We start from the raw sequence: 16,100 nt of genomic DNA on the forward strand, positions 1-16,100 counted from the left end.
CATTTGTCCTCAGGCTGCGCCGACCAGCCAGAACCGGATCGCCATAAACAGCGCCAGCGCCAGGGTCGAAGACACCCACATCAGTCGAATCGTTCGGGAAATATCGTCTACGGAAACGTCGCGCGTCGCCTCGCCAATCCACGGCTTCTCCACGCGCTGACCAAAGTAATCGTTAGGGCCGCCAAGCCGGATGCCGAGCGCCCCGGCGACGGCGGCCTCCGACCATCCGCAGTTTGGGCTGCTGTGGTTGTAGCGATCGCGCCAGCCGATGCGCAACGCGCGGCCACTCGCTTCACCACAGAGGAGAGCGGCGAGGCTGATAAGCAGCCAGCTCAGGCGAGCGGGGATAAAGTTGGCGACATCATCAAGGCGAGCGCTAACCATGCCGATGGCGCGGTATTTTTCGTGCTTATAGCCGACCATCGAATCCAGGGTGTTGACCGCTTTATAGGCCATCGCCAGCGGCGCGCCGCCGAGCAGCAGGAAGAAGAGCGGCGCGATAATCCCGTCAACGGTGTTTTCCGCCACCGTCTCAACAACCGCGCGATTAATCTGCTGCGGCGCAAGCTGCGACGTGTCGCGCCCGACAATCCATGACAGCTTGCTACGGCTTTCCGCCAGATCCCCCGCGCGCAGCGGTCGCTCGACGTCCCGCGCCGACTGCGCCAGACAGCGTCCGGCCAGCACGGTGAAAATCATCCAGACCTCAACCAGCCAGCCAAGCCACGGATGAATCCTCTGCGCCAGCGTCAGCACGCCCCAGCAGACGCCCCACGTCAGTCCGACTACAACTATCCACATCACCCCGCCGCCGATGCGCAAGGCAACATCGCTACGGCAATAGCGGCGCACGCCGCGCTGAACGGCGGCGATCAGGTTGCCAATCCAGCGCACCGGATGCGGCCAGCTTTGCGGATCGCCGATGATAAAATCGAGAAGCCAGGCAACGCCCCATGCCAGTAGCGTCATAGCGCGCTCCTTGCCGCAGCCAGCCAGTGGTTGAGCATGGTGGGGCGCTGCGCAAAGTGCAGGTGCAGATAGCTGGCGAACGCGTTGCCCACCTGCCAGCCGCCGGACCACTGCTGAAGGGTCATACCGTCGCGGACCTTGCGGCAGGCCAGAACCGCCGGGGACTCGGGAGTAAAATCCGAGTAGTGAAATTCATGTCCGCGCAGGGTTTCGCCCGGCGCCGCCAGCAGCGTTTTGCGCATAGCTCGCGCCTCGCAGTAGCCAAAGCGGGTAAGCCGTTTGCCCATTTTGCTATGGCCGGGAATAAGGTTGGCCATCGGGTAGATATCACCGTTGGCGTCTTCCAGGGAGCTGCCGAGATACATCAGACCGCCGCATTCAGCGTAAATCGCCACCCCGCGCCGGTGCGCCTCCTGCAGCTGCGCCAGCATCGGCGTATTGGCCGCCAGCGCGGCAGCATGAATTTCCGGATAGCCGCCGCCGAGCCAAATCATCTGGCACGGTGGAAGCTCGCTATCGTGCAGCGGGCTGAAGCGCACGATATTCACTCCGCAGCGTTCAAGCAGCGAGAGGTTATCCGGGTAGTAAAAGTTGAAGGCCTCGTCGTCGGCCAGCGCCAGCGTCAGGCCCGCGCCAGCATCAGGGGACGGCAGCGTCGGCCACTCCCCGGCGGGTAGGATGGAGAGCTGGCTGAGGGTAAGAAGCTGTTCGATATCCAGCGTTTGCGCCAGCGTTTGGGCAAAATCGCGCCACGGCTGCTGGTTAACCAGCGACTCGCGGGCGGTAACCAGTCCCAGATGGCGTTCGGGTAACGCCACCCCTTCCACTCGCGGTACGTAGCCGAGCACCGGCAGCTCGCAGTAGCGTTCAATGGCGCCTTTGAGCAGCTGATAATGGCTTTCGCTGTTGACGCGATTGACGATAACGCCGGCAATGTTAAGACTGGGGTCGAAGTGTTGAAATCCCATCACCGTGGCGGCGATGGAGGTGGAAACCGCTTTGCCATCTACCAGCAAAATGACCGGACAGCCGAGCTGTTTAGCCATCGCGGCGGTGCTGCAGTAGCCAGGGTCGGTACCGAAGCCGTCATACAGCCCCATCACGCCCTCAATGACCGCGATATCCGCCCGCTGCATCTGTTCGCAAAATAGCGCGTTAAGCACCGGCTCCGGGAGCATAAAGCTGTCGAGGTTGCGGGAAGCGACGCCGCTGACGGCGGTGTGCCAGCCGGTGTCGAGGTAGTCCGGGCCGACTTTGCAGGGCTGAACCCGCATGCCGCGCTGCTTCAACAGGCTGAGCAGGCCAAGCGTGACCGTAGTTTTACCACAACCGCTGCCGGTACCTGCAAGAATGAATGCGTGCTGCCTGGCTGCCATACCCCGATCCTGTGCCGGGTGGTAGGGCTGCGTGCATTCCCAGTCTTTCGACTGTACGCATCTGAGCAACCCACTTCCCACCGAAGTTGTTGATTATTACCGACAGGCAGGTCTTCTGGCTTAGCGTCGTCCTCTCCCATCCTTCCCAATCCGGTAAGCAGATCAGTGGCTAAATATGGGTTCGTCAGCATCACAGCAGCGGGGGCTGCGGGGGATTCACACCCCCTTCCCTGGCGCCTGTCGGTTTTATCGAGCGGGATGAAACCCACTCGAATGATTCCCGGAACATCTTACGGAAGCAGGATGGCTCCCGTCGTGTTTAATTTTTAATTACCAAAGCCGTTTCATTACGCCGATGGCGCGCTGAAAGCCATTTCGGATATCACTCTATCTCATCAAATAAATAAAAACTGGTGCAGCTTATCGCTCTCTCATTATTATTTTGTTGCGCTATGACAATTTATTGCTCTGAATGAGATATTTTCATTTTATAATGAGCCAGATACGCGGGTATAACAAAAATCGGCAATAACAAATTATTGTCATTTAAAATGGCTCAGTTTGTGATCTGGCGTTAATTTGCTGGCGATAGGCCTGCGGAGTCACCTGATAGGCCTGGCGAAAAACTTTGCAAAAATAGCTGGTTTGCGAAAATCCTAAATTCCGCGCAATGCTGGCGATGCTCCAGTCGCTGTGGCAAAGCAGCTCTTTGGCGCTCACCATCCGCTGATGGTTCACCCAGGCATTAAAGCCAATACCCTGATATTTTTTGAACAGCTTACTGAAGTAATAGGGGCTGAGATAAACGTGAGCGGCGACGTCTTCCAGGCGAAGCTCGTCGGATAAATGGGCATCAATGTAGCGCAGCGCCTTCTTCATTTTGCTGTCATGAGGGCTGGCAACGCGGCTGGCGCGCGCAGGTTCCGGCTGCTGGGGATTATCTTTAATCACCACAAAGTTGAGCTGTTTTTTAAGGCAGTTTTCGACGATGAGCTTCAGTAAATCAGCAGAAGCAATCACTCTGGAGTAGTCCATTTCCGGCACGTCGCGAAACGCTTTAAGCAGCTCAGGGTCGGCCTGCCAGCGGTCATCCACGTTGAGGATATCGACCAGTTCAACATCGTTGCTTAAGCGCACCTGGCCGCAAAGCACAAAGCCCACAAGGTGCCCGGCAATGACCAGAGGAATGGAGAAATCGGTTAACCCGGCGTGGCAGCGGTAGATACAGAGCTGATCGGTTTTAGACGCCTCAAGCCCGCCGCAGCGGTCGCTCATTCGACAGCGGGTGCTGTGCTGGGGATGCTGGCGCATCAGCTGGCAAAAAGGTGTGAAGTTAAACAGTTCAGATATTTCATCACCATGAATATTGACGACCACCACCGCCAGACTGGTGGCCTGCGCAAAATCCTGTGCGATTTTATTAATGAGTTCTGAGTTCAGTGTGCTCGCAGAAATCATGATAAAACCTCTCAGTTAATTTTTTGTTATAAATAAAACATTTCTTTAATATTTACTTCCTTTCATCATCAATTGCCGCCAACGATAAAAGAATAATACGATAGCAAAAGTCTCCCATCCGTGGGAGACGTTTTTGGCGAGTTCGTGATACCGGTTCATGAAAATTTTTGGCTATTTCAGCCGTGACCTTAATCCTCTAATTTACAGGTATTACACGGTAGATTATTACCAATCAGATAACGATAGATGGCCGCGCCGAGACAAGCGCCGATCAGTGGCGCAATAATCGGCACAATAAAGTACGGAATATCCCTTCCGCCGGTCATCGCGATATCGCCCCAACCCGCCATCCACGTAAACAGCTTCGGCCCAAAATCACGCGCCGGATTCATTGCAAAGCCGGTCAGCGGCCCGGTTGAAGCGCCAATTACCGCCACCAGCAGGCCGATCAGCAGCGGGGCCAGCGGCCCTTTCGGTACGCCGTTGCCGTCGTCGGTCAGCGCCATAATCATCCCCATCAGCATGGAGGTGATCACCACTTCAACCAGCGCCGCATGCCAGATGCTCAGCGATGCCGCCGGGTAGGTGCTGAAAATACTCGCCAGCTGCAGGCTCTCTACGCTGCCGCGCGCGATATGGTGGGCGGATTCAAACTCGGTAAACATCGTGCTGTACAGCACATAGGCCAGCACCGCGCCGCCAAAGGCGCCGGCAACCTGTGAAACGATATAGGGGAAAACTTTTCGTCCGGGAAAGCAGGCAAACAGCCATAAAGCGACGGTCACCGCCGGGTTGAGATGCCCGCCGGAGATCCCCGAAGTCAGATACACGGCAAGCGAGATCCCCAACCCCCAGATAATGCATATCTCCCACAGTCCGAGGCTGGCTCCCGCCACCTTTAACGCGCTCAGGCAGCCGATGCCGAAAAACAAAAATAGCCCGGTGCCCAAAAACTCGGCGGTACATTGCGCTTTTAACGAATCATTCATTATGACACCTTCTTAGCAGAGTTCGTGTCCTGACCAGCCAACATCCTGCTGGCAGTAGAGTACAACGGGCACCACTATATGAACTCCCGTCCGCAAATTGTTGGCAACCTGCTGACGGCAGCCTCCGGAAAATTCGGGCATCAATAACAAATTATTGTCATTAAATAACTCAGAATTGCATTGCTCACGCGCGGCTTTCGCAATTATGCCAGCGCCATGGCATGCAAAAATATTGCTAAAACCAACTCATCGTTTTCCAACAAACATCACAAATCAGATTCTCTCGCATAGCAGATAAAATTAAAATCGTCATGAACAAATTTGTAAATATGGAATATACAAAACAAGATAATCACATCAGCACAAATAAAAATAACAAATAACATCAAACAGTTAAATAAATAAACGACAATTTTATATTATCCAATACCCACTATTTTTTCACCATCAAATTGAAGTCAGCCATTCTTTTTCCTCGCATCTTCTTATAGTCCCAACTATCGGAACACTCCATGCGAGGTCTTTATGCAACAAGAAGCACTAGGAATGGTAGAAACCAAAGGCTTAACCGCAGCCATAGAGGCCGCTGATGCAATGGTTAAGTCAGCCAATGTGATGTTAGTGGGCTATGAAAAGATTGGCTCCGGGCTGGTAACCGTCATCGTGCGCGGCGATGTTGGCGCGGTAAAAGCGGCCACCGATGCGGGTGCCGCCGCCGCACGTAACGTGGGTGAAGTGAAAGCCGTACACGTCATCCCACGCCCTCACACCGATGTAGAAAAAATCTTACCGAAGGGAATTAGCCAATGAGCAGCAATGAGCTGGTTGAACAGATCATGGCTCAGGTGATTGCCCGCGTGGCAACGCCGGAACAGCAGGCCATCCCTACTGAAAACCATCCAATACGAGAGACGGCTATGGCAGAAAAAAGCTGCAGTTTAACGGAATTTGTCGGGACCGCCATTGGCGACACCCTGGGTCTGGTTATCGCCAACGTCGATACCGCCCTGCTGGACGCGATGAAGCTTGAAAAGCGCTATCGCTCCATCGGCATTCTCGGCGCCCGTACCGGCGCAGGCCCGCACATTATGGCGGCGGACGAAGCGGTGAAAGCCACCAACACCGAAGTGGTCAGCATTGAGCTTCCGCGCGATACCAAAGGCGGTGCAGGCCACGGTTCGCTGATTATTTTAGGCGGCAACGACGTTTCCGACGTTAAGCGCGGGATTGAAGTTGCGCTGAAAGAGCTCGACCGCACCTTCGGCGATGTTTACGGCAATGAAGCCGGACATATCGAGCTGCAGTACACCGCCCGCGCCAGCTACGCCCTGGAAAAAGCCTTCGGCGCGCCGATTGGCCGCGCCTGCGGCATTATCGTCGGCGCACCGGCCTCCGTTGGCGTGCTGATGGCCGATACCGCCCTGAAGTCAGCCAACGTAGAAGTCGTGGCGTATAGCTCTCCGGCGCACGGCACCAGCTTCAGTAACGAAGCCATCCTGGTGATTTCCGGCGACTCCGGCGCGGTCCGCCAGGCAGTCACCTCCGCGCGCGAAATCGGTAAAACCGTCCTTGCGACCCTCGGTTCTGAACCGAAAAACGATCGCCCGTCCTACATCTGATACCCACGAGGCTGATTCATGAGATCGAAAAGATTTGAAGCACTGGCGAAACGCCCTGTGAATCAGGACGGCTTCGTTAAGGAGTGGATCGAAGAAGGCTTTATCGCGATGGAAAGCCCGAACGATCCGAAACCGTCGATAAAAATCGTTAACGGCGCGGTGACCGAGCTGGACGGGAAACCGGTGAGCGATTTTGACCTGATCGACCACTTTATCGCCCGCTACGGCATTAACCTGAATCGCGCCGAAGAAGTGATGGCGATGGATTCGGTTAAGCTGGCCAACATGCTGTGCGATCCTAACGTTAAACGCAGCGAAATCGTCCCGCTGACCACCGCGATGACGCCGGCAAAAATTGTCGAAGTGGTTTCGCATATGAACGTCGTTGAGATGATGATGGCGATGCAGAAAATGCGCGCCCGCCGCACCCCATCCCAGCAGGCGCACGTCACCAACGTCAAAGATAATCCGGTACAGATTGCCGCCGACGCCGCCGAAGGCGCATGGCGTGGATTTGACGAACAGGAAACCACCGTTGCGGTAGCGCGCTACGCGCCGTTCAACGCCATCGCGCTGCTGGTCGGCTCGCAGGTAGGCCGTCCGGGCGTACTGACTCAGTGCTCGCTGGAAGAAGCCACCGAGCTGAAGCTCGGCATGCTGGGCCACACCTGCTACGCCGAAACCATCTCCGTCTACGGTACCGAACCGGTCTTTACCGACGGCGACGACACGCCGTGGTCGAAGGGTTTCTTAGCCTCCTCCTACGCCTCTCGCGGTCTGAAAATGCGCTTCACCTCCGGCTCCGGCTCCGAAGTGCAGATGGGCTACGCCGAAGGCAAATCCATGCTTTACCTGGAAGCGCGCTGCATCTACATCACCAAAGCCGCGGGCGTACAGGGCCTGCAAAACGGTTCCGTTAGCTGCATCGGCGTGCCGTCTGCGGTACCTTCCGGCATTCGCGCGGTGCTGGCGGAAAACCTGATCTGTTCGTCGCTGGATCTGGAGTGCGCCTCCAGTAACGACCAGACCTTCACCCACTCCGATATGCGTCGTACCGCGCGCCTGCTGATGCAGTTTCTGCCGGGGACCGACTTTATCTCTTCCGGTTATTCCGCGGTGCCGAACTACGACAACATGTTCGCCGGTTCCAACGAAGATGCCGAAGACTTTGACGACTACAACGTCATCCAGCGCGACCTGAAGGTGGACGGTGGTCTGCGTCCGGTTCGCGAAGAAGATGTTATCGCCATCCGGAATAAGGCTGCCCGCGCGCTGCAGGCCGTTTTTGCCGGAATGGGGCTGCCGCCGATTACCGATGAAGAAGTTGAAGCCGCGACCTACGCCCACGGTTCGAAAGATATGCCGGAACGCAACATCGTCGAAGACATCAAGTTCGCCCAGGAAATCATCAATAAAAACCGCAACGGCCTGGAAGTAGTGAAAGCGCTGGCGCAGGGCGGGTTCACCGACGTTGCCCAGGACATGCTCAACATCCAGAAAGCCAAGCTGACCGGAGACTATCTGCATACCTCCGCAATTATCGTCGGCGATGGGCAGGTGCTGTCAGCCGTCAACGACGTTAACGACTATGCCGGTCCGGCAACGGGCTATCGCCTGCAGGGCGAACGCTGGGAAGAGATTAAAAACATCCCTGGCGCTCTTGATCCCAACGAGATTGATTAAGGGGTGAGAAATGGAAATTAATGAAAAATTGCTGCGCCAGATAATTGAAGAAGTGCTCAGCGAGATGAAGGGCAGCGATAAACCCGTCTCGTTTACTGCGCCAGCGGCCTCCGCGGCGCCCCAGGCCACGCCGCCCGCCGGCGACGGCTTCCTGACGGAAGTGGGCGAAGCGCGTCAGGGAACCCAGCAGGACGAAGTGATTATCGCCGTCGGCCCGGCTTTCGGCCTGGCGCAGACCGTCAATATCGTCGGCATACCGCATAAGAGCATTTTGCGCGAAGTCATTGCCGGTATTGAAGAAGAAGGCATTAAGGCGCGCGTGATTCGCTGCTTTAAATCCTCCGACGTGGCCTTCGTCGCCGTTGAAGGCAATCGCCTGAGCGGTTCCGGCATCTCTATCGGCATCCAGTCAAAAGGCACCACGGTGATTCACCAGCAGGGGCTGCCGCCGCTCTCTAACCTGGAGCTGTTCCCCCAGGCGCCGCTGCTGACCCTGGAAACCTATCGCCAGATTGGTAAAAACGCCGCCCGCTATGCGAAACGCGAATCGCCGCAGCCGGTCCCGACGCTGAACGACCAGATGGCGCGGCCAAAATACCAGGCGAAATCGGCCATTTTGCACATTAAAGAGACCAAGTACGTGGTGACGGGCAAAAACCCGCAGGAACTGCGCGTGGCGCTTTGATAAAGGATAACTCCATGAATACCGACGCAATTGAATCGATGGTGCGCGACGTATTAAGCCGCATGAACAGCCTGCAGGGCGAGGCGCCGACGGCGGCTCCGGCGGCAGACGGCGCGTCCCGTAGCGCAAAGGTCAGCGACTACCCGCTGGCGAACAAACACCCGGAATGGGTGAAAACCGCCACCAATAAAACGCTGGACGACTTTACGCTGGAAAACGTGCTGAGCAACAAAGTTACCGCCCAGGATATGCGTATTACCCCGGAAACGCTGCGCTTACAGGCTTCTATCGCCAGGGACGCGGGCCGCGACCGGCTGGCGATGAACTTCGAACGCGCCGCCGAACTGACCGCGGTACCGGACGATCGCATTCTTGAAATCTACAACGCCCTCCGCCCCTATCGCTCGACGAAAGAGGAGCTGCTGGCGATCGCCGACGATCTCGAAAGCCGCTATCAGGCGAAGATTTGCGCCGCTTTCGTTCGCGAAGCGGCAGCGCTGTACGTCGAGCGTAAAAAACTCAAAGGCGACGATTAATTACAGGGGTATGTGATGCGATATATAGCTGGCATTGATATCGGCAACTCATCGACGGAAGTCGCCCTGGCGACTCTGAATGAGGCTGGCACGCTGACAATCACCCACAGCGCGCTGGCGGAAACCACCGGGATCAAAGGCACGTTGCGTAACGTGTTCGGTATTCAGGAGGCGCTCGCCCTCGTCGCCAGAGGCGCCGGGATCGCTGTCAGCGATATTTCGCTCATCCGCATTAATGAAGCTACGCCGGTGATTGGCGATGTGGCGATGGAAACCATTACCGAGACCATCATCACCGAATCGACCATGATCGGCCATAACCCGAAAACGCCCGGCGGCGCGGGGCTTGGCGTGGGCATCACCATTACGCCGCAGGAGCTGTTAACCCGCCCGGCGGACGCGCCCTATATCCTGGTGGTGTCGTCGGCGTTCGATTTTGCCGATATCGCCAGCGTGATTAACGCTTCCCTGCGCGCCGGATATCAGATTACCGGCGTCATTTTGCAACGCGACGATGGCGTGCTGGTCAGCAACCGGCTGGAAAAACCGCTGCCGATTGTTGACGAAGTGCTGTACATCGACCGCATTCCGCTGGGAATGCTGGCGGCAATTGAGGTCGCCGTCCCGGGGAAGGTCATCGAAACGCTCTCTAACCCCTACGGCATCGCCACCGTATTCAACCTCAACGCCGAGGAGACGAAAAACATCGTCCCGATGGCTCGTGCGCTGATTGGCAACCGTTCCGCCGTGGTGGTCAAAACGCCATCCGGTGACGTCAAAGCGCGTGCGATACCCGCCGGTAACCTTGAGCTGCTGGCCCAGGGCCGGAGCGTACGCGTAGACGTTGCCGCTGGCGCCGAAGCCATCATGAAAGCGGTCGACGGCTGCGGCAAGCTCGATAACGTCACCGGCGAGTCGGGGACCAATATCGGCGGCATGCTGGAACACGTGCGCCAGACCATGGCCGAGTTGACCAACAAGCCCAGCAGCGAAATATTCATTCAGGATCTGCTGGCCGTCGATACCTCGGTGCCGGTGAGCGTCACCGGCGGTCTTGCCGGGGAGTTCTCGCTGGAGCAGGCCGTGGGCATCGCCTCAATGGTGAAATCGGATCGTTTGCAGATGGCGATGATTGCCCGCGAAATCGAGCAGAAGCTCAATATCGACGTGCAGATCGGCGGCGCCGAGGCCGAAGCCGCCATTCTGGGCGCGCTGACCACGCCGGGTACCACCCGACCGCTGGCGATCCTCGACCTCGGCGCAGGCTCCACCGATGCCTCCATCATCAACCCCAAAGGCGAAATCATCGCCACTCATCTCGCCGGAGCTGGCGATATGGTGACGATGATTATTGCCCGCGAGCTGGGGCTGGAAGACCGCTATCTGGCGGAAGAGATCAAGAAGTATCCGCTGGCCAAGGTGGAAAGTCTGTTCCATTTACGCCACGAGGACGGCAGCGTGCAGTTCTTCTCCACGCCGCTGCCCCCCGCCGTATTCGCCCGCGTCTGCGTGGTGAAACCGGACGAACTGGTGCCACTACCCGGCGACTTAGCGCTGGAAAAAGTGCGCGCCATTCGCCGCAGCGCCAAAGAGCGGGTCTTTGTCACCAACGCCCTGCGCGCACTGCGTCAGGTCAGCCCCACCGGCAACATTCGCGATATTCCGTTCGTGGTGCTGGTCGGCGGTTCGTCGCTGGATTTTGAGGTCCCGCAGCTGGTCACCGATGCGCTGGCGCACTACCGCCTGGTTGCCGGGCGGGGAAATATTCGCGGCAGCGAGGGCCCCAGAAACGCGGTGGCCACCGGCCTGATTCTCTCCTGGCATAAGGAGTTCGCGCATGGACAGTAATCACAGCGCCCCGGCTATTGTGATCGCCGCCATCGACGGCTGCGACGGCCTGTGGCGCGAAGTGCTGCTGGGTATCGAAGAGGAAGGCATTCCTTTCCTGCTCCAGCATCACCCGGCCGGGGATGTCGTGGACAGCGCCTGGCAGGCGGCGCGCAGCTCGCCGCTACTGGTGGGCATCGCCTGCGATCGCCATACGCTGGTCGTGCACTACAAGAATTTACCCGCATCGGCGCCGCTTTTTACGCTGATGCATCATCAGGACAGTCAGGCCCAACGTAACACCGGTAATAACGCGGCACGGCTGGTCAAAGGGATCCCGTTCCGGGATCTGAATAGCTAAGCAACAGGAGAACAGCAGTATGAATAACGCACTGGGACTGGTTGAAACAAAAGGGTTAGTAGGCGCCATTGAGGCCGCCGATGCAATGGTGAAATCGGCCAACGTGCAGCTGGTCGGCTACGAAAAAATTGGCTCGGGTCTGGTGACCGTAATGGTTCGCGGCGATGTCGGCGCGGTCAAAGCGGCGGTAGATGCGGGCAGCGCGGCGGCAAGCGTCGTAGGCGAAGTGAAATCCTGCCACGTGATCCCGCGTCCGCACAGCGACGTTGAGGCCATTTTACCGAAATCAGCCTGATTGATGGCGAATAAGGAGCACCGCGTGAAGCAATCACTGGGATTACTTGAAGTTTGTGGTCTGGCACTGGCTATTAGCTGCGCCGATATCATGGCGAAATCCGCTTCTATCACGCTGGTCGCCCTCGAAAAGACCAATGGTTCAGGCTGGACGGTCATTAAAATTACCGGTGATGTGGCCTCAGTACAGGCGGCCATCACCACCGGTGCACAGTTTGCCGAACAGCGAAACGGTCTGGTGGCTCATAAAGTCATCGCCAGACCCGGAGAAGGGATCCTGCCCGCAGAGGCTCCCCCACCCTCCGTCATGGAACCTGAGCCTGAAGAGTCAGAGACGGCTAATGTCGTTTCTGAAGCGCCAGCAGAAGAGCCCCTCCAGCAACAAGGCGTGGTCAGCTGCAACCTGTGCCTGGATCCAAAATGTCCGCGCCAGAAGGGCGAGCCGCGCACCCTTTGCATTCATCCCGGCAAGCGAGGTGAAGCGTAATGGATAAACAGCTTCTCGAATCAACGGTCAGTAAAGTCCTCGACGAGATGCGTCTGCGGCCCATTCCGCTGGGGGTTTCAAATCGTCATATCCACCTGTCGGCGTCGGATTATGAACGCCTGTTTCCTGGCCATCCCATCAGCGAGAAAAAAGCGCTGCTGCAGCCGGGACAGTACGCTGCGGAGCAAACCGTCACCCTGGTAGGGCCGAAGGGGCAGCTTAAAAATGTGCGCCTGCTCGGCCCACTGCGTTCGGTAAGCCAGGTGGAAATATCGCGTACCGATGCCAGAACCCTGGGGGTTGCGGCGCCGCTGAGAATGTCTGGCGATCTGAAAGGGACGCCGGGCATCCGTCTGGTCAGCCCCTATGGCGAACTGACGCTCTCGTCAGGGGTTATCGTCGCGCAGCGGCATATTCATATGTCGCCGCTCGATGCGCTGATCCTGCGGGTTTCCCACGGCGATAAGGTCTCCGTGGCCATTGAAGGCGACGAGCGCGGGCTGATTTTCAACAACGTGGCGATTCGCGTTTCACCGGATATGCGTCTCGAAATGCACATTGATACCGATGAAGCCAACGCCGCCGGCGCCGATAATCCGCAGGCCTTTGCCCGGCTGGTAGGCCCGCGATGAACGGCGAAGTTCTGCAGCGCATCGTGGAGGAAATCGTCTCCAGGCTGCAGCGTCGCGCCCACAGCACGGCGACGCTGAGCGTTGCGCAGCTGCGCGATGCCGACTGCCCCGGGCTGTTCAGCCAGCACGCCTCGCTGCGCATCCTGCTTGTCGACCTGCCGCTGCTGGGCCAGCTGACGGAGGCGGAAACCGACGATCCTGCGGCCCGGAAAATTCACGACGCGCTGGCTTTCGGCATCCGCGTGCAGCTCACCCTGCACAGTCAGCTGCTGCCGGTTATCCCGGTCAAAAAACTGGCGCGCCTGCCGGCGATCTTCACCGACGAGCGCGGGCTGCCGCTGATCCTGCACGCAGGATCGGTGCTGAGCTATCGCGACGTCGCGCAGCTGGGCCAGTGTCGCCTGGTTATCCACCGCAAATGCATCGTGACCGCGCTGGCGCGCGAAGCGGCACAGGCGCGGCATATTCAATTAATTAAGCAGGAGTAAATCATGCATCTGGCACGAGTCACGGGCGCGGTTGTCTCCACGCAAAAATCGCCTTCCCTGATCGGCAAAAAGCTGCTGCTGGTGCGGCGGGTCAGCGCCGATGGCGAGCTTCCCGCCTCGCCGACCTCCGGCGATGAAGTCGCCGTGGATTCCGTCGGCGCGGGGATCGGCGAGCTGGTTCTGCTCAGCGGCGGCTCCAGCGCCAGGCACGTTTTTTCCGGGCCAAACGAGGCCATCGACCTCGCCGTTGTCGGCATTGTCGATACGCTTTCACGTTAAGGAGCGAATATGGCGATTTATACCCGAACGGGCGACGCTGGCACCACCTCACTCTTTACCGGCCAGCGGGTGAGTAAAACTCACCCGCGGGTTGAAGCCTACGGCACGCTGGATGAGCTGAACGCCGCGCTGAGCCTGTGCGCCTGCGCCGCCGCGGATGAAAATCACCGCGCCTTACTTGAGGCCATCCAGCAGCAGCTTTTTTGGTTTAGCGCAGAACTGGCCAGCGACAGCGAACGGCCGTCGCCGAAACAGCGCTACATCAGCAGCGAAGAGATTTCCGCTCTGGAAGCCGCCATCGATCGGGCCATGGCCCGCGTCGAACCGCTGCACAGTTTTATTTTACCCGGCCGCTGCGAAGCCGCGAGCCGCCTGCATTTTGCCCGCACGCTGGCCCGCCGGGCCGAACGGCGACTGGTTGAGCTGGCGGCGGAAGTCAACGTGCGCCAGGTGCTGATGCGCTACATCAATCGCTTGTCAGACTGCCTGTACGCCCTGGCGCGCGCGGAAGATAGCGATGCGCACCAGAACAACATCATTCGTGAAGTGAGCCGGCGCTATCTGGCCGTCACTCAGCCGAGCCGCAGCAAGGAGACGACGCCCCTGGACCTTTCATTCCACGATCTGCACCAGCTCACCCGCGCCGCCGTTGAGCGCGCGCAGCAGCTTCAGGTGCCGGTGGTGATCAGTATCGTTGACGCACACGGCACCGAAACCGTGACCTGGCGGATGCCGGACGCCCTGCTGGTCAGCAGCGAACTGGCGCCGAAAAAAGCCTGGACCGCGGTGGCGATGAAAACGGCGACCCATGAGCTGAGCGAGGCCGTTCAGCCGGGCGCCGCGCTTTATGGCCTCGAAACGCATTTGCAGGGAAAAGTGGTTACCTTTGGCGGCGGTTACGCCCTGTGGCGCGACGGCTCATTAATTGGGGGTCTTGGCATCAGCGGCGGCAGCGTTGAACAGGACATGGATATAGCACAGACCGCCATCGCGGCCATTAACGTGGGAACTCATCAATGAATACTTCTGAACTCGAAACGCTTATTCGCACCATTCTTAGCGAACAGTTGACCCCAGCTCAAACGCCAAACCCGGCGCAGGGCAAAGGGATTTTTCAGTCCGTGAGCGAGGCCATTGATGCCGCGCATCAGGCGTTCTTACGTTATCAGCAGTGCCCGCTAAAAACCCGCAGCGCCATCATTAGCGCAATGCGTCAGGAGCTGACGCCGCATCTGGCCGCCCTGGCGGAAGAGAGTGCCAATGAAACGGGGATGGGCAACAAAGAAGATAAATTTTTGAAAAACAAAGCTGCGCTGGACAACACGCCGGGCGTGGAAGATCTCACCACCGCGGCACTGAGCGGCGACGGCGGCATGGTGCTGTTTGAATATTCGCCATTTGGCGTTATCGGGTCGGTCGCACCGAGCACCAACCCGACGGAAACCATCATTAATAACAGCATCAGCATGCTGGCGGCGGGCAATAGCGTCTACTTCAGCCCGCATCCGGGAGCAAAAAAGGTCTCACTGAAGCTGATTAGCATGATTGAAGAGATTGTTTTCCGCTGCTGCGGCATCCGCAATCTGGTGGTTACCGTAGCAGAACCCACTTTCGAAGCCACCCAGCAGATGATGGCCCATCCGCGCATTGCGGTTCTGGCCATTACCGGCGGCCCGGGTATTGTGGCGATGGGCATGAAGAGCGGTAAGAAAGTCATTGGCGCTGGCGCGGGTAACCCGCCCTGCATCGTTGATGAAACGGCGGATCTGGTTAAAGCGGCGGAAGATATCATCAACGGCGCCTCGTTCGATTACAACCTGCCCTGCATTGCCGAGAAGAGCCTGATTGTGGTGGAGAGCGTCGCCGAACGTCTGGTGCAGCAAATGCAAACCTTCGGCGCGCTGCTGCTGAGCCCTGCCGACACCGACAAACTCCGCGCCGCCTGCCTGCCTGAAGGCCAGGCGAATAAAAAACTGGTCGGCAAAAGCCCATCGGCCATGCTGGAAGCGGCCGGCATCGCCGTTCCGGCGAAAGCGCCGCGTCTGCTGATAGCGCTGGTTAACGCCGACGATCCGTGGGTCACCAGCGAGCAGCTGATGCCGATGCTGCCGATAGTGAAAGTTAGCGATTTCGATAGCGCGCTGGCCCTGGCGCTGAAGGTTGAAGAAGGACTGCATCATACCGCCATTATGCACTCGCAGAACGTGTCGCGCCTGAACCTCGCGGCCCGCACCCTGCAAACCTCGATATTCGTCAAGAACGGCCCCTCTTATGCCGGGATCGGCGTCGGCGGCGAAGGCTTTACCACCTTTACTATCGCCACGCCGACCGGTGAAGGGACAACCTCGGCGCGCACGTTTGCCCGCTCCCGTCGCTGCGTGCTGACCAACGGCTTTTCCATTCGCTAACCGAGGTCG

Annotated in this window: 18 protein-coding genes and 1 riboswitch; of the genes, 14 read left to right on the forward strand and 4 right to left on the reverse strand. The window is 58.2% G+C overall.

Features of this window, described 5'->3' with window-relative positions:
* Positions 1-9 precede the first annotated feature (9 nt).
* The 4 genes from cbiB to pduF form a co-directional block, all read right to left on the reverse strand.
* Complete coding sequence (gene cbiB, locus ABLV75_RS21590; RefSeq protein WP_004105111.1) at positions 10-969, reverse strand: adenosylcobinamide-phosphate synthase CbiB; 960 nt, start codon at positions 967-969, stop codon at positions 10-12.
* Positions 966-2,345 (reverse strand): cobyrinate a,c-diamide synthase, encoded by a 1,380-nt coding sequence (locus ABLV75_RS21595; protein WP_004105113.1) that lies wholly within the window; start codon positions 2,343-2,345, stop codon positions 966-968. The genes cbiB and ABLV75_RS21595 overlap by 4 nt, the downstream gene beginning before the upstream one ends.
* A gap of 87 nt (positions 2,346-2,432) precedes the next feature.
* A riboswitch (cobalamin riboswitch) is annotated at positions 2,433-2,601 on the reverse strand.
* 290 nt (positions 2,602-2,891) lie between these two features.
* On the reverse strand, positions 2,892-3,803 hold the full coding sequence (pocR, locus tag ABLV75_RS21600; protein ID WP_004105115.1) for a regulatory protein PocR: 912 nt from the start codon (positions 3,801-3,803) through the stop codon (positions 2,892-2,894).
* A gap of 188 nt (positions 3,804-3,991) precedes the next feature.
* Entirely contained in the window at positions 3,992-4,792 is an 801-nt protein-coding gene (gene pduF, locus ABLV75_RS21605; RefSeq protein WP_004105118.1) for a propanediol diffusion facilitator PduF, read from the reverse strand.
* A gap of 525 nt (positions 4,793-5,317) precedes the next feature.
* Between pduF and pduA the strand changes: the two genes are divergently transcribed.
* The 14 genes from pduA to pduP are packed head-to-tail and all read left to right on the forward strand — an operon-like array spanning position 5,318 to position 16,091.
* Complete coding sequence (pduA, locus tag ABLV75_RS21610; protein WP_001183618.1) at positions 5,318-5,602, forward strand: propanediol utilization microcompartment protein PduA; 285 nt, start codon at positions 5,318-5,320, stop codon at positions 5,600-5,602.
* Positions 5,599-6,411, forward strand: coding sequence for a propanediol utilization microcompartment protein PduB (gene pduB, locus ABLV75_RS21615; RefSeq protein ID WP_004105122.1), 813 nt, complete (start codon positions 5,599-5,601; stop codon positions 6,409-6,411). Before pduA ends, pduB begins: the two co-directional genes overlap by 4 nt.
* 18 nt (positions 6,412-6,429) lie before the next feature.
* Positions 6,430-8,094 (forward strand): propanediol dehydratase large subunit PduC, encoded by a 1,665-nt coding sequence (gene pduC, locus ABLV75_RS21620; RefSeq protein ID WP_004105132.1) that lies wholly within the window; start codon positions 6,430-6,432, stop codon positions 8,092-8,094.
* Between the two features lie 10 nt (positions 8,095-8,104).
* Positions 8,105-8,779 carry a propanediol dehydratase medium subunit PduD gene (gene pduD, locus ABLV75_RS21625; protein WP_004105135.1) on the forward strand — a complete coding sequence of 225 codons (675 nt, stop codon included), beginning with the start codon at positions 8,105-8,107 and terminating at the stop codon, positions 8,777-8,779.
* Between the two features lie 14 nt (positions 8,780-8,793).
* Positions 8,794-9,315: a propanediol dehydratase small subunit PduE gene (gene pduE / locus ABLV75_RS21630; protein WP_004105138.1), complete on the forward strand. Its 522-nt coding sequence runs from the start codon at positions 8,794-8,796 to the stop codon at positions 9,313-9,315.
* 15 nt (positions 9,316-9,330) lie between these two features.
* Entirely contained in the window at positions 9,331-11,163 is a 1,833-nt protein-coding gene (pduG, locus tag ABLV75_RS21635; protein ID WP_004105140.1) for a propanediol dehydratase reactivase alpha subunit PduG, read from the forward strand.
* On the forward strand, positions 11,153-11,503 hold the full coding sequence (gene pduH / locus ABLV75_RS21640; RefSeq protein ID WP_004105142.1) for a propanediol dehydratase reactivase beta subunit PduH: 351 nt from the start codon (positions 11,153-11,155) through the stop codon (positions 11,501-11,503). The genes pduG and pduH overlap by 11 nt, the downstream gene beginning before the upstream one ends.
* A 19-nt stretch (positions 11,504-11,522) precedes the next feature.
* Positions 11,523-11,798: a propanediol utilization microcompartment protein PduJ gene (gene pduJ, locus ABLV75_RS21645; protein ID WP_001057755.1), complete on the forward strand. Its 276-nt coding sequence runs from the start codon at positions 11,523-11,525 to the stop codon at positions 11,796-11,798.
* Between the two features lie 3 nt (positions 11,799-11,801).
* The gene (locus ABLV75_RS21650) at positions 11,802-12,284 is read left to right on the forward strand and encodes a BMC domain-containing protein (RefSeq protein WP_086075064.1); all 483 of its coding nucleotides are present in this window, start codon (positions 11,802-11,804) and stop codon (positions 12,282-12,284) included.
* Positions 12,284-12,916: a phosphate propanoyltransferase gene (locus tag ABLV75_RS21655; protein ID WP_004105183.1), complete on the forward strand. Its 633-nt coding sequence runs from the start codon at positions 12,284-12,286 to the stop codon at positions 12,914-12,916. Before ABLV75_RS21650 ends, ABLV75_RS21655 begins: the two co-directional genes overlap by 1 nt.
* The gene (pduM, locus tag ABLV75_RS21660) at positions 12,913-13,404 is read left to right on the forward strand and encodes a microcompartment protein PduM (protein ID WP_004105184.1); all 492 of its coding nucleotides are present in this window, start codon (positions 12,913-12,915) and stop codon (positions 13,402-13,404) included. The genes ABLV75_RS21655 and pduM overlap by 4 nt, the downstream gene beginning before the upstream one ends.
* Positions 13,405-13,407: 3 nt before the next feature.
* Positions 13,408-13,683, forward strand: a complete 276-nt coding sequence (gene pduN / locus ABLV75_RS21665; RefSeq protein ID WP_000549823.1) for a propanediol utilization microcompartment protein PduN — start codon at positions 13,408-13,410, stop codon at positions 13,681-13,683.
* A gap of 9 nt (positions 13,684-13,692) precedes the next feature.
* Complete coding sequence (pduO, locus tag ABLV75_RS21670) at positions 13,693-14,703, forward strand: two-domain cob(I)yrinic acid a,c-diamide adenosyltransferase PduO (protein WP_004105187.1); 1,011 nt, start codon at positions 13,693-13,695, stop codon at positions 14,701-14,703.
* Positions 14,700-16,091, forward strand: a complete 1,392-nt coding sequence (gene pduP, locus ABLV75_RS21675) for a CoA-acylating propionaldehyde dehydrogenase PduP (protein WP_004105189.1) — start codon at positions 14,700-14,702, stop codon at positions 16,089-16,091. The genes pduO and pduP overlap by 4 nt, the downstream gene beginning before the upstream one ends.
* Positions 16,092-16,100: the final 9 nt, after the last annotated feature.

The organism is Klebsiella sp. CN_Kp066 (assembly GCF_040065135.1).
Classification (GTDB): Bacteria; Pseudomonadota; Gammaproteobacteria; order Enterobacterales; family Enterobacteriaceae; genus Klebsiella; species Klebsiella oxytoca.

Excerpts from the sequence above, each read along its gene's own strand:
- cbiB (WP_004105111.1), bottom strand. The coding sequence starts at position 969 with ATGACGCTACTGGCATGGGGCGTTGCCTGGCTTCTCGATTTTATCATC.
- ABLV75_RS21595 (WP_004105113.1), bottom strand. The coding sequence starts at position 2,345 with ATGGCAGCCAGGCAGCACGCATTCATTCTTGCAGGTACCGGCAGCGGT.
- pocR (WP_004105115.1), bottom strand. The coding sequence starts at position 3,803 with ATGATTTCTGCGAGCACACTGAACTCAGAACTCATTAATAAAATCGCA.
- pduF (WP_004105118.1), bottom strand. The coding sequence starts at position 4,792 with ATGAATGATTCGTTAAAAGCGCAATGTACCGCCGAGTTTTTGGGCACC.
- pduA (WP_001183618.1), top strand. The coding sequence starts at position 5,318 with ATGCAACAAGAAGCACTAGGAATGGTAGAAACCAAAGGCTTAACCGCA.
- pduB (WP_004105122.1), top strand. The coding sequence starts at position 5,599 with ATGAGCAGCAATGAGCTGGTTGAACAGATCATGGCTCAGGTGATTGCC.
- pduC (WP_004105132.1), top strand. The coding sequence starts at position 6,430 with ATGAGATCGAAAAGATTTGAAGCACTGGCGAAACGCCCTGTGAATCAG.
- pduD (WP_004105135.1), top strand. The coding sequence starts at position 8,105 with ATGGAAATTAATGAAAAATTGCTGCGCCAGATAATTGAAGAAGTGCTC.
- pduE (WP_004105138.1), top strand. The coding sequence starts at position 8,794 with ATGAATACCGACGCAATTGAATCGATGGTGCGCGACGTATTAAGCCGC.
- pduG (WP_004105140.1), top strand. The coding sequence starts at position 9,331 with ATGCGATATATAGCTGGCATTGATATCGGCAACTCATCGACGGAAGTC.
- pduH (WP_004105142.1), top strand. The coding sequence starts at position 11,153 with ATGGACAGTAATCACAGCGCCCCGGCTATTGTGATCGCCGCCATCGAC.
- pduJ (WP_001057755.1), top strand. The coding sequence starts at position 11,523 with ATGAATAACGCACTGGGACTGGTTGAAACAAAAGGGTTAGTAGGCGCC.
- ABLV75_RS21650 (WP_086075064.1), top strand. The coding sequence starts at position 11,802 with ATGGCGAATAAGGAGCACCGCGTGAAGCAATCACTGGGATTACTTGAA.
- ABLV75_RS21655 (WP_004105183.1), top strand. The coding sequence starts at position 12,284 with ATGGATAAACAGCTTCTCGAATCAACGGTCAGTAAAGTCCTCGACGAG.
- pduM (WP_004105184.1), top strand. The coding sequence starts at position 12,913 with ATGAACGGCGAAGTTCTGCAGCGCATCGTGGAGGAAATCGTCTCCAGG.
- pduN (WP_000549823.1), top strand. The coding sequence starts at position 13,408 with ATGCATCTGGCACGAGTCACGGGCGCGGTTGTCTCCACGCAAAAATCG.
- pduO (WP_004105187.1), top strand. The coding sequence starts at position 13,693 with ATGGCGATTTATACCCGAACGGGCGACGCTGGCACCACCTCACTCTTT.
- pduP (WP_004105189.1), top strand. The coding sequence starts at position 14,700 with ATGAATACTTCTGAACTCGAAACGCTTATTCGCACCATTCTTAGCGAA.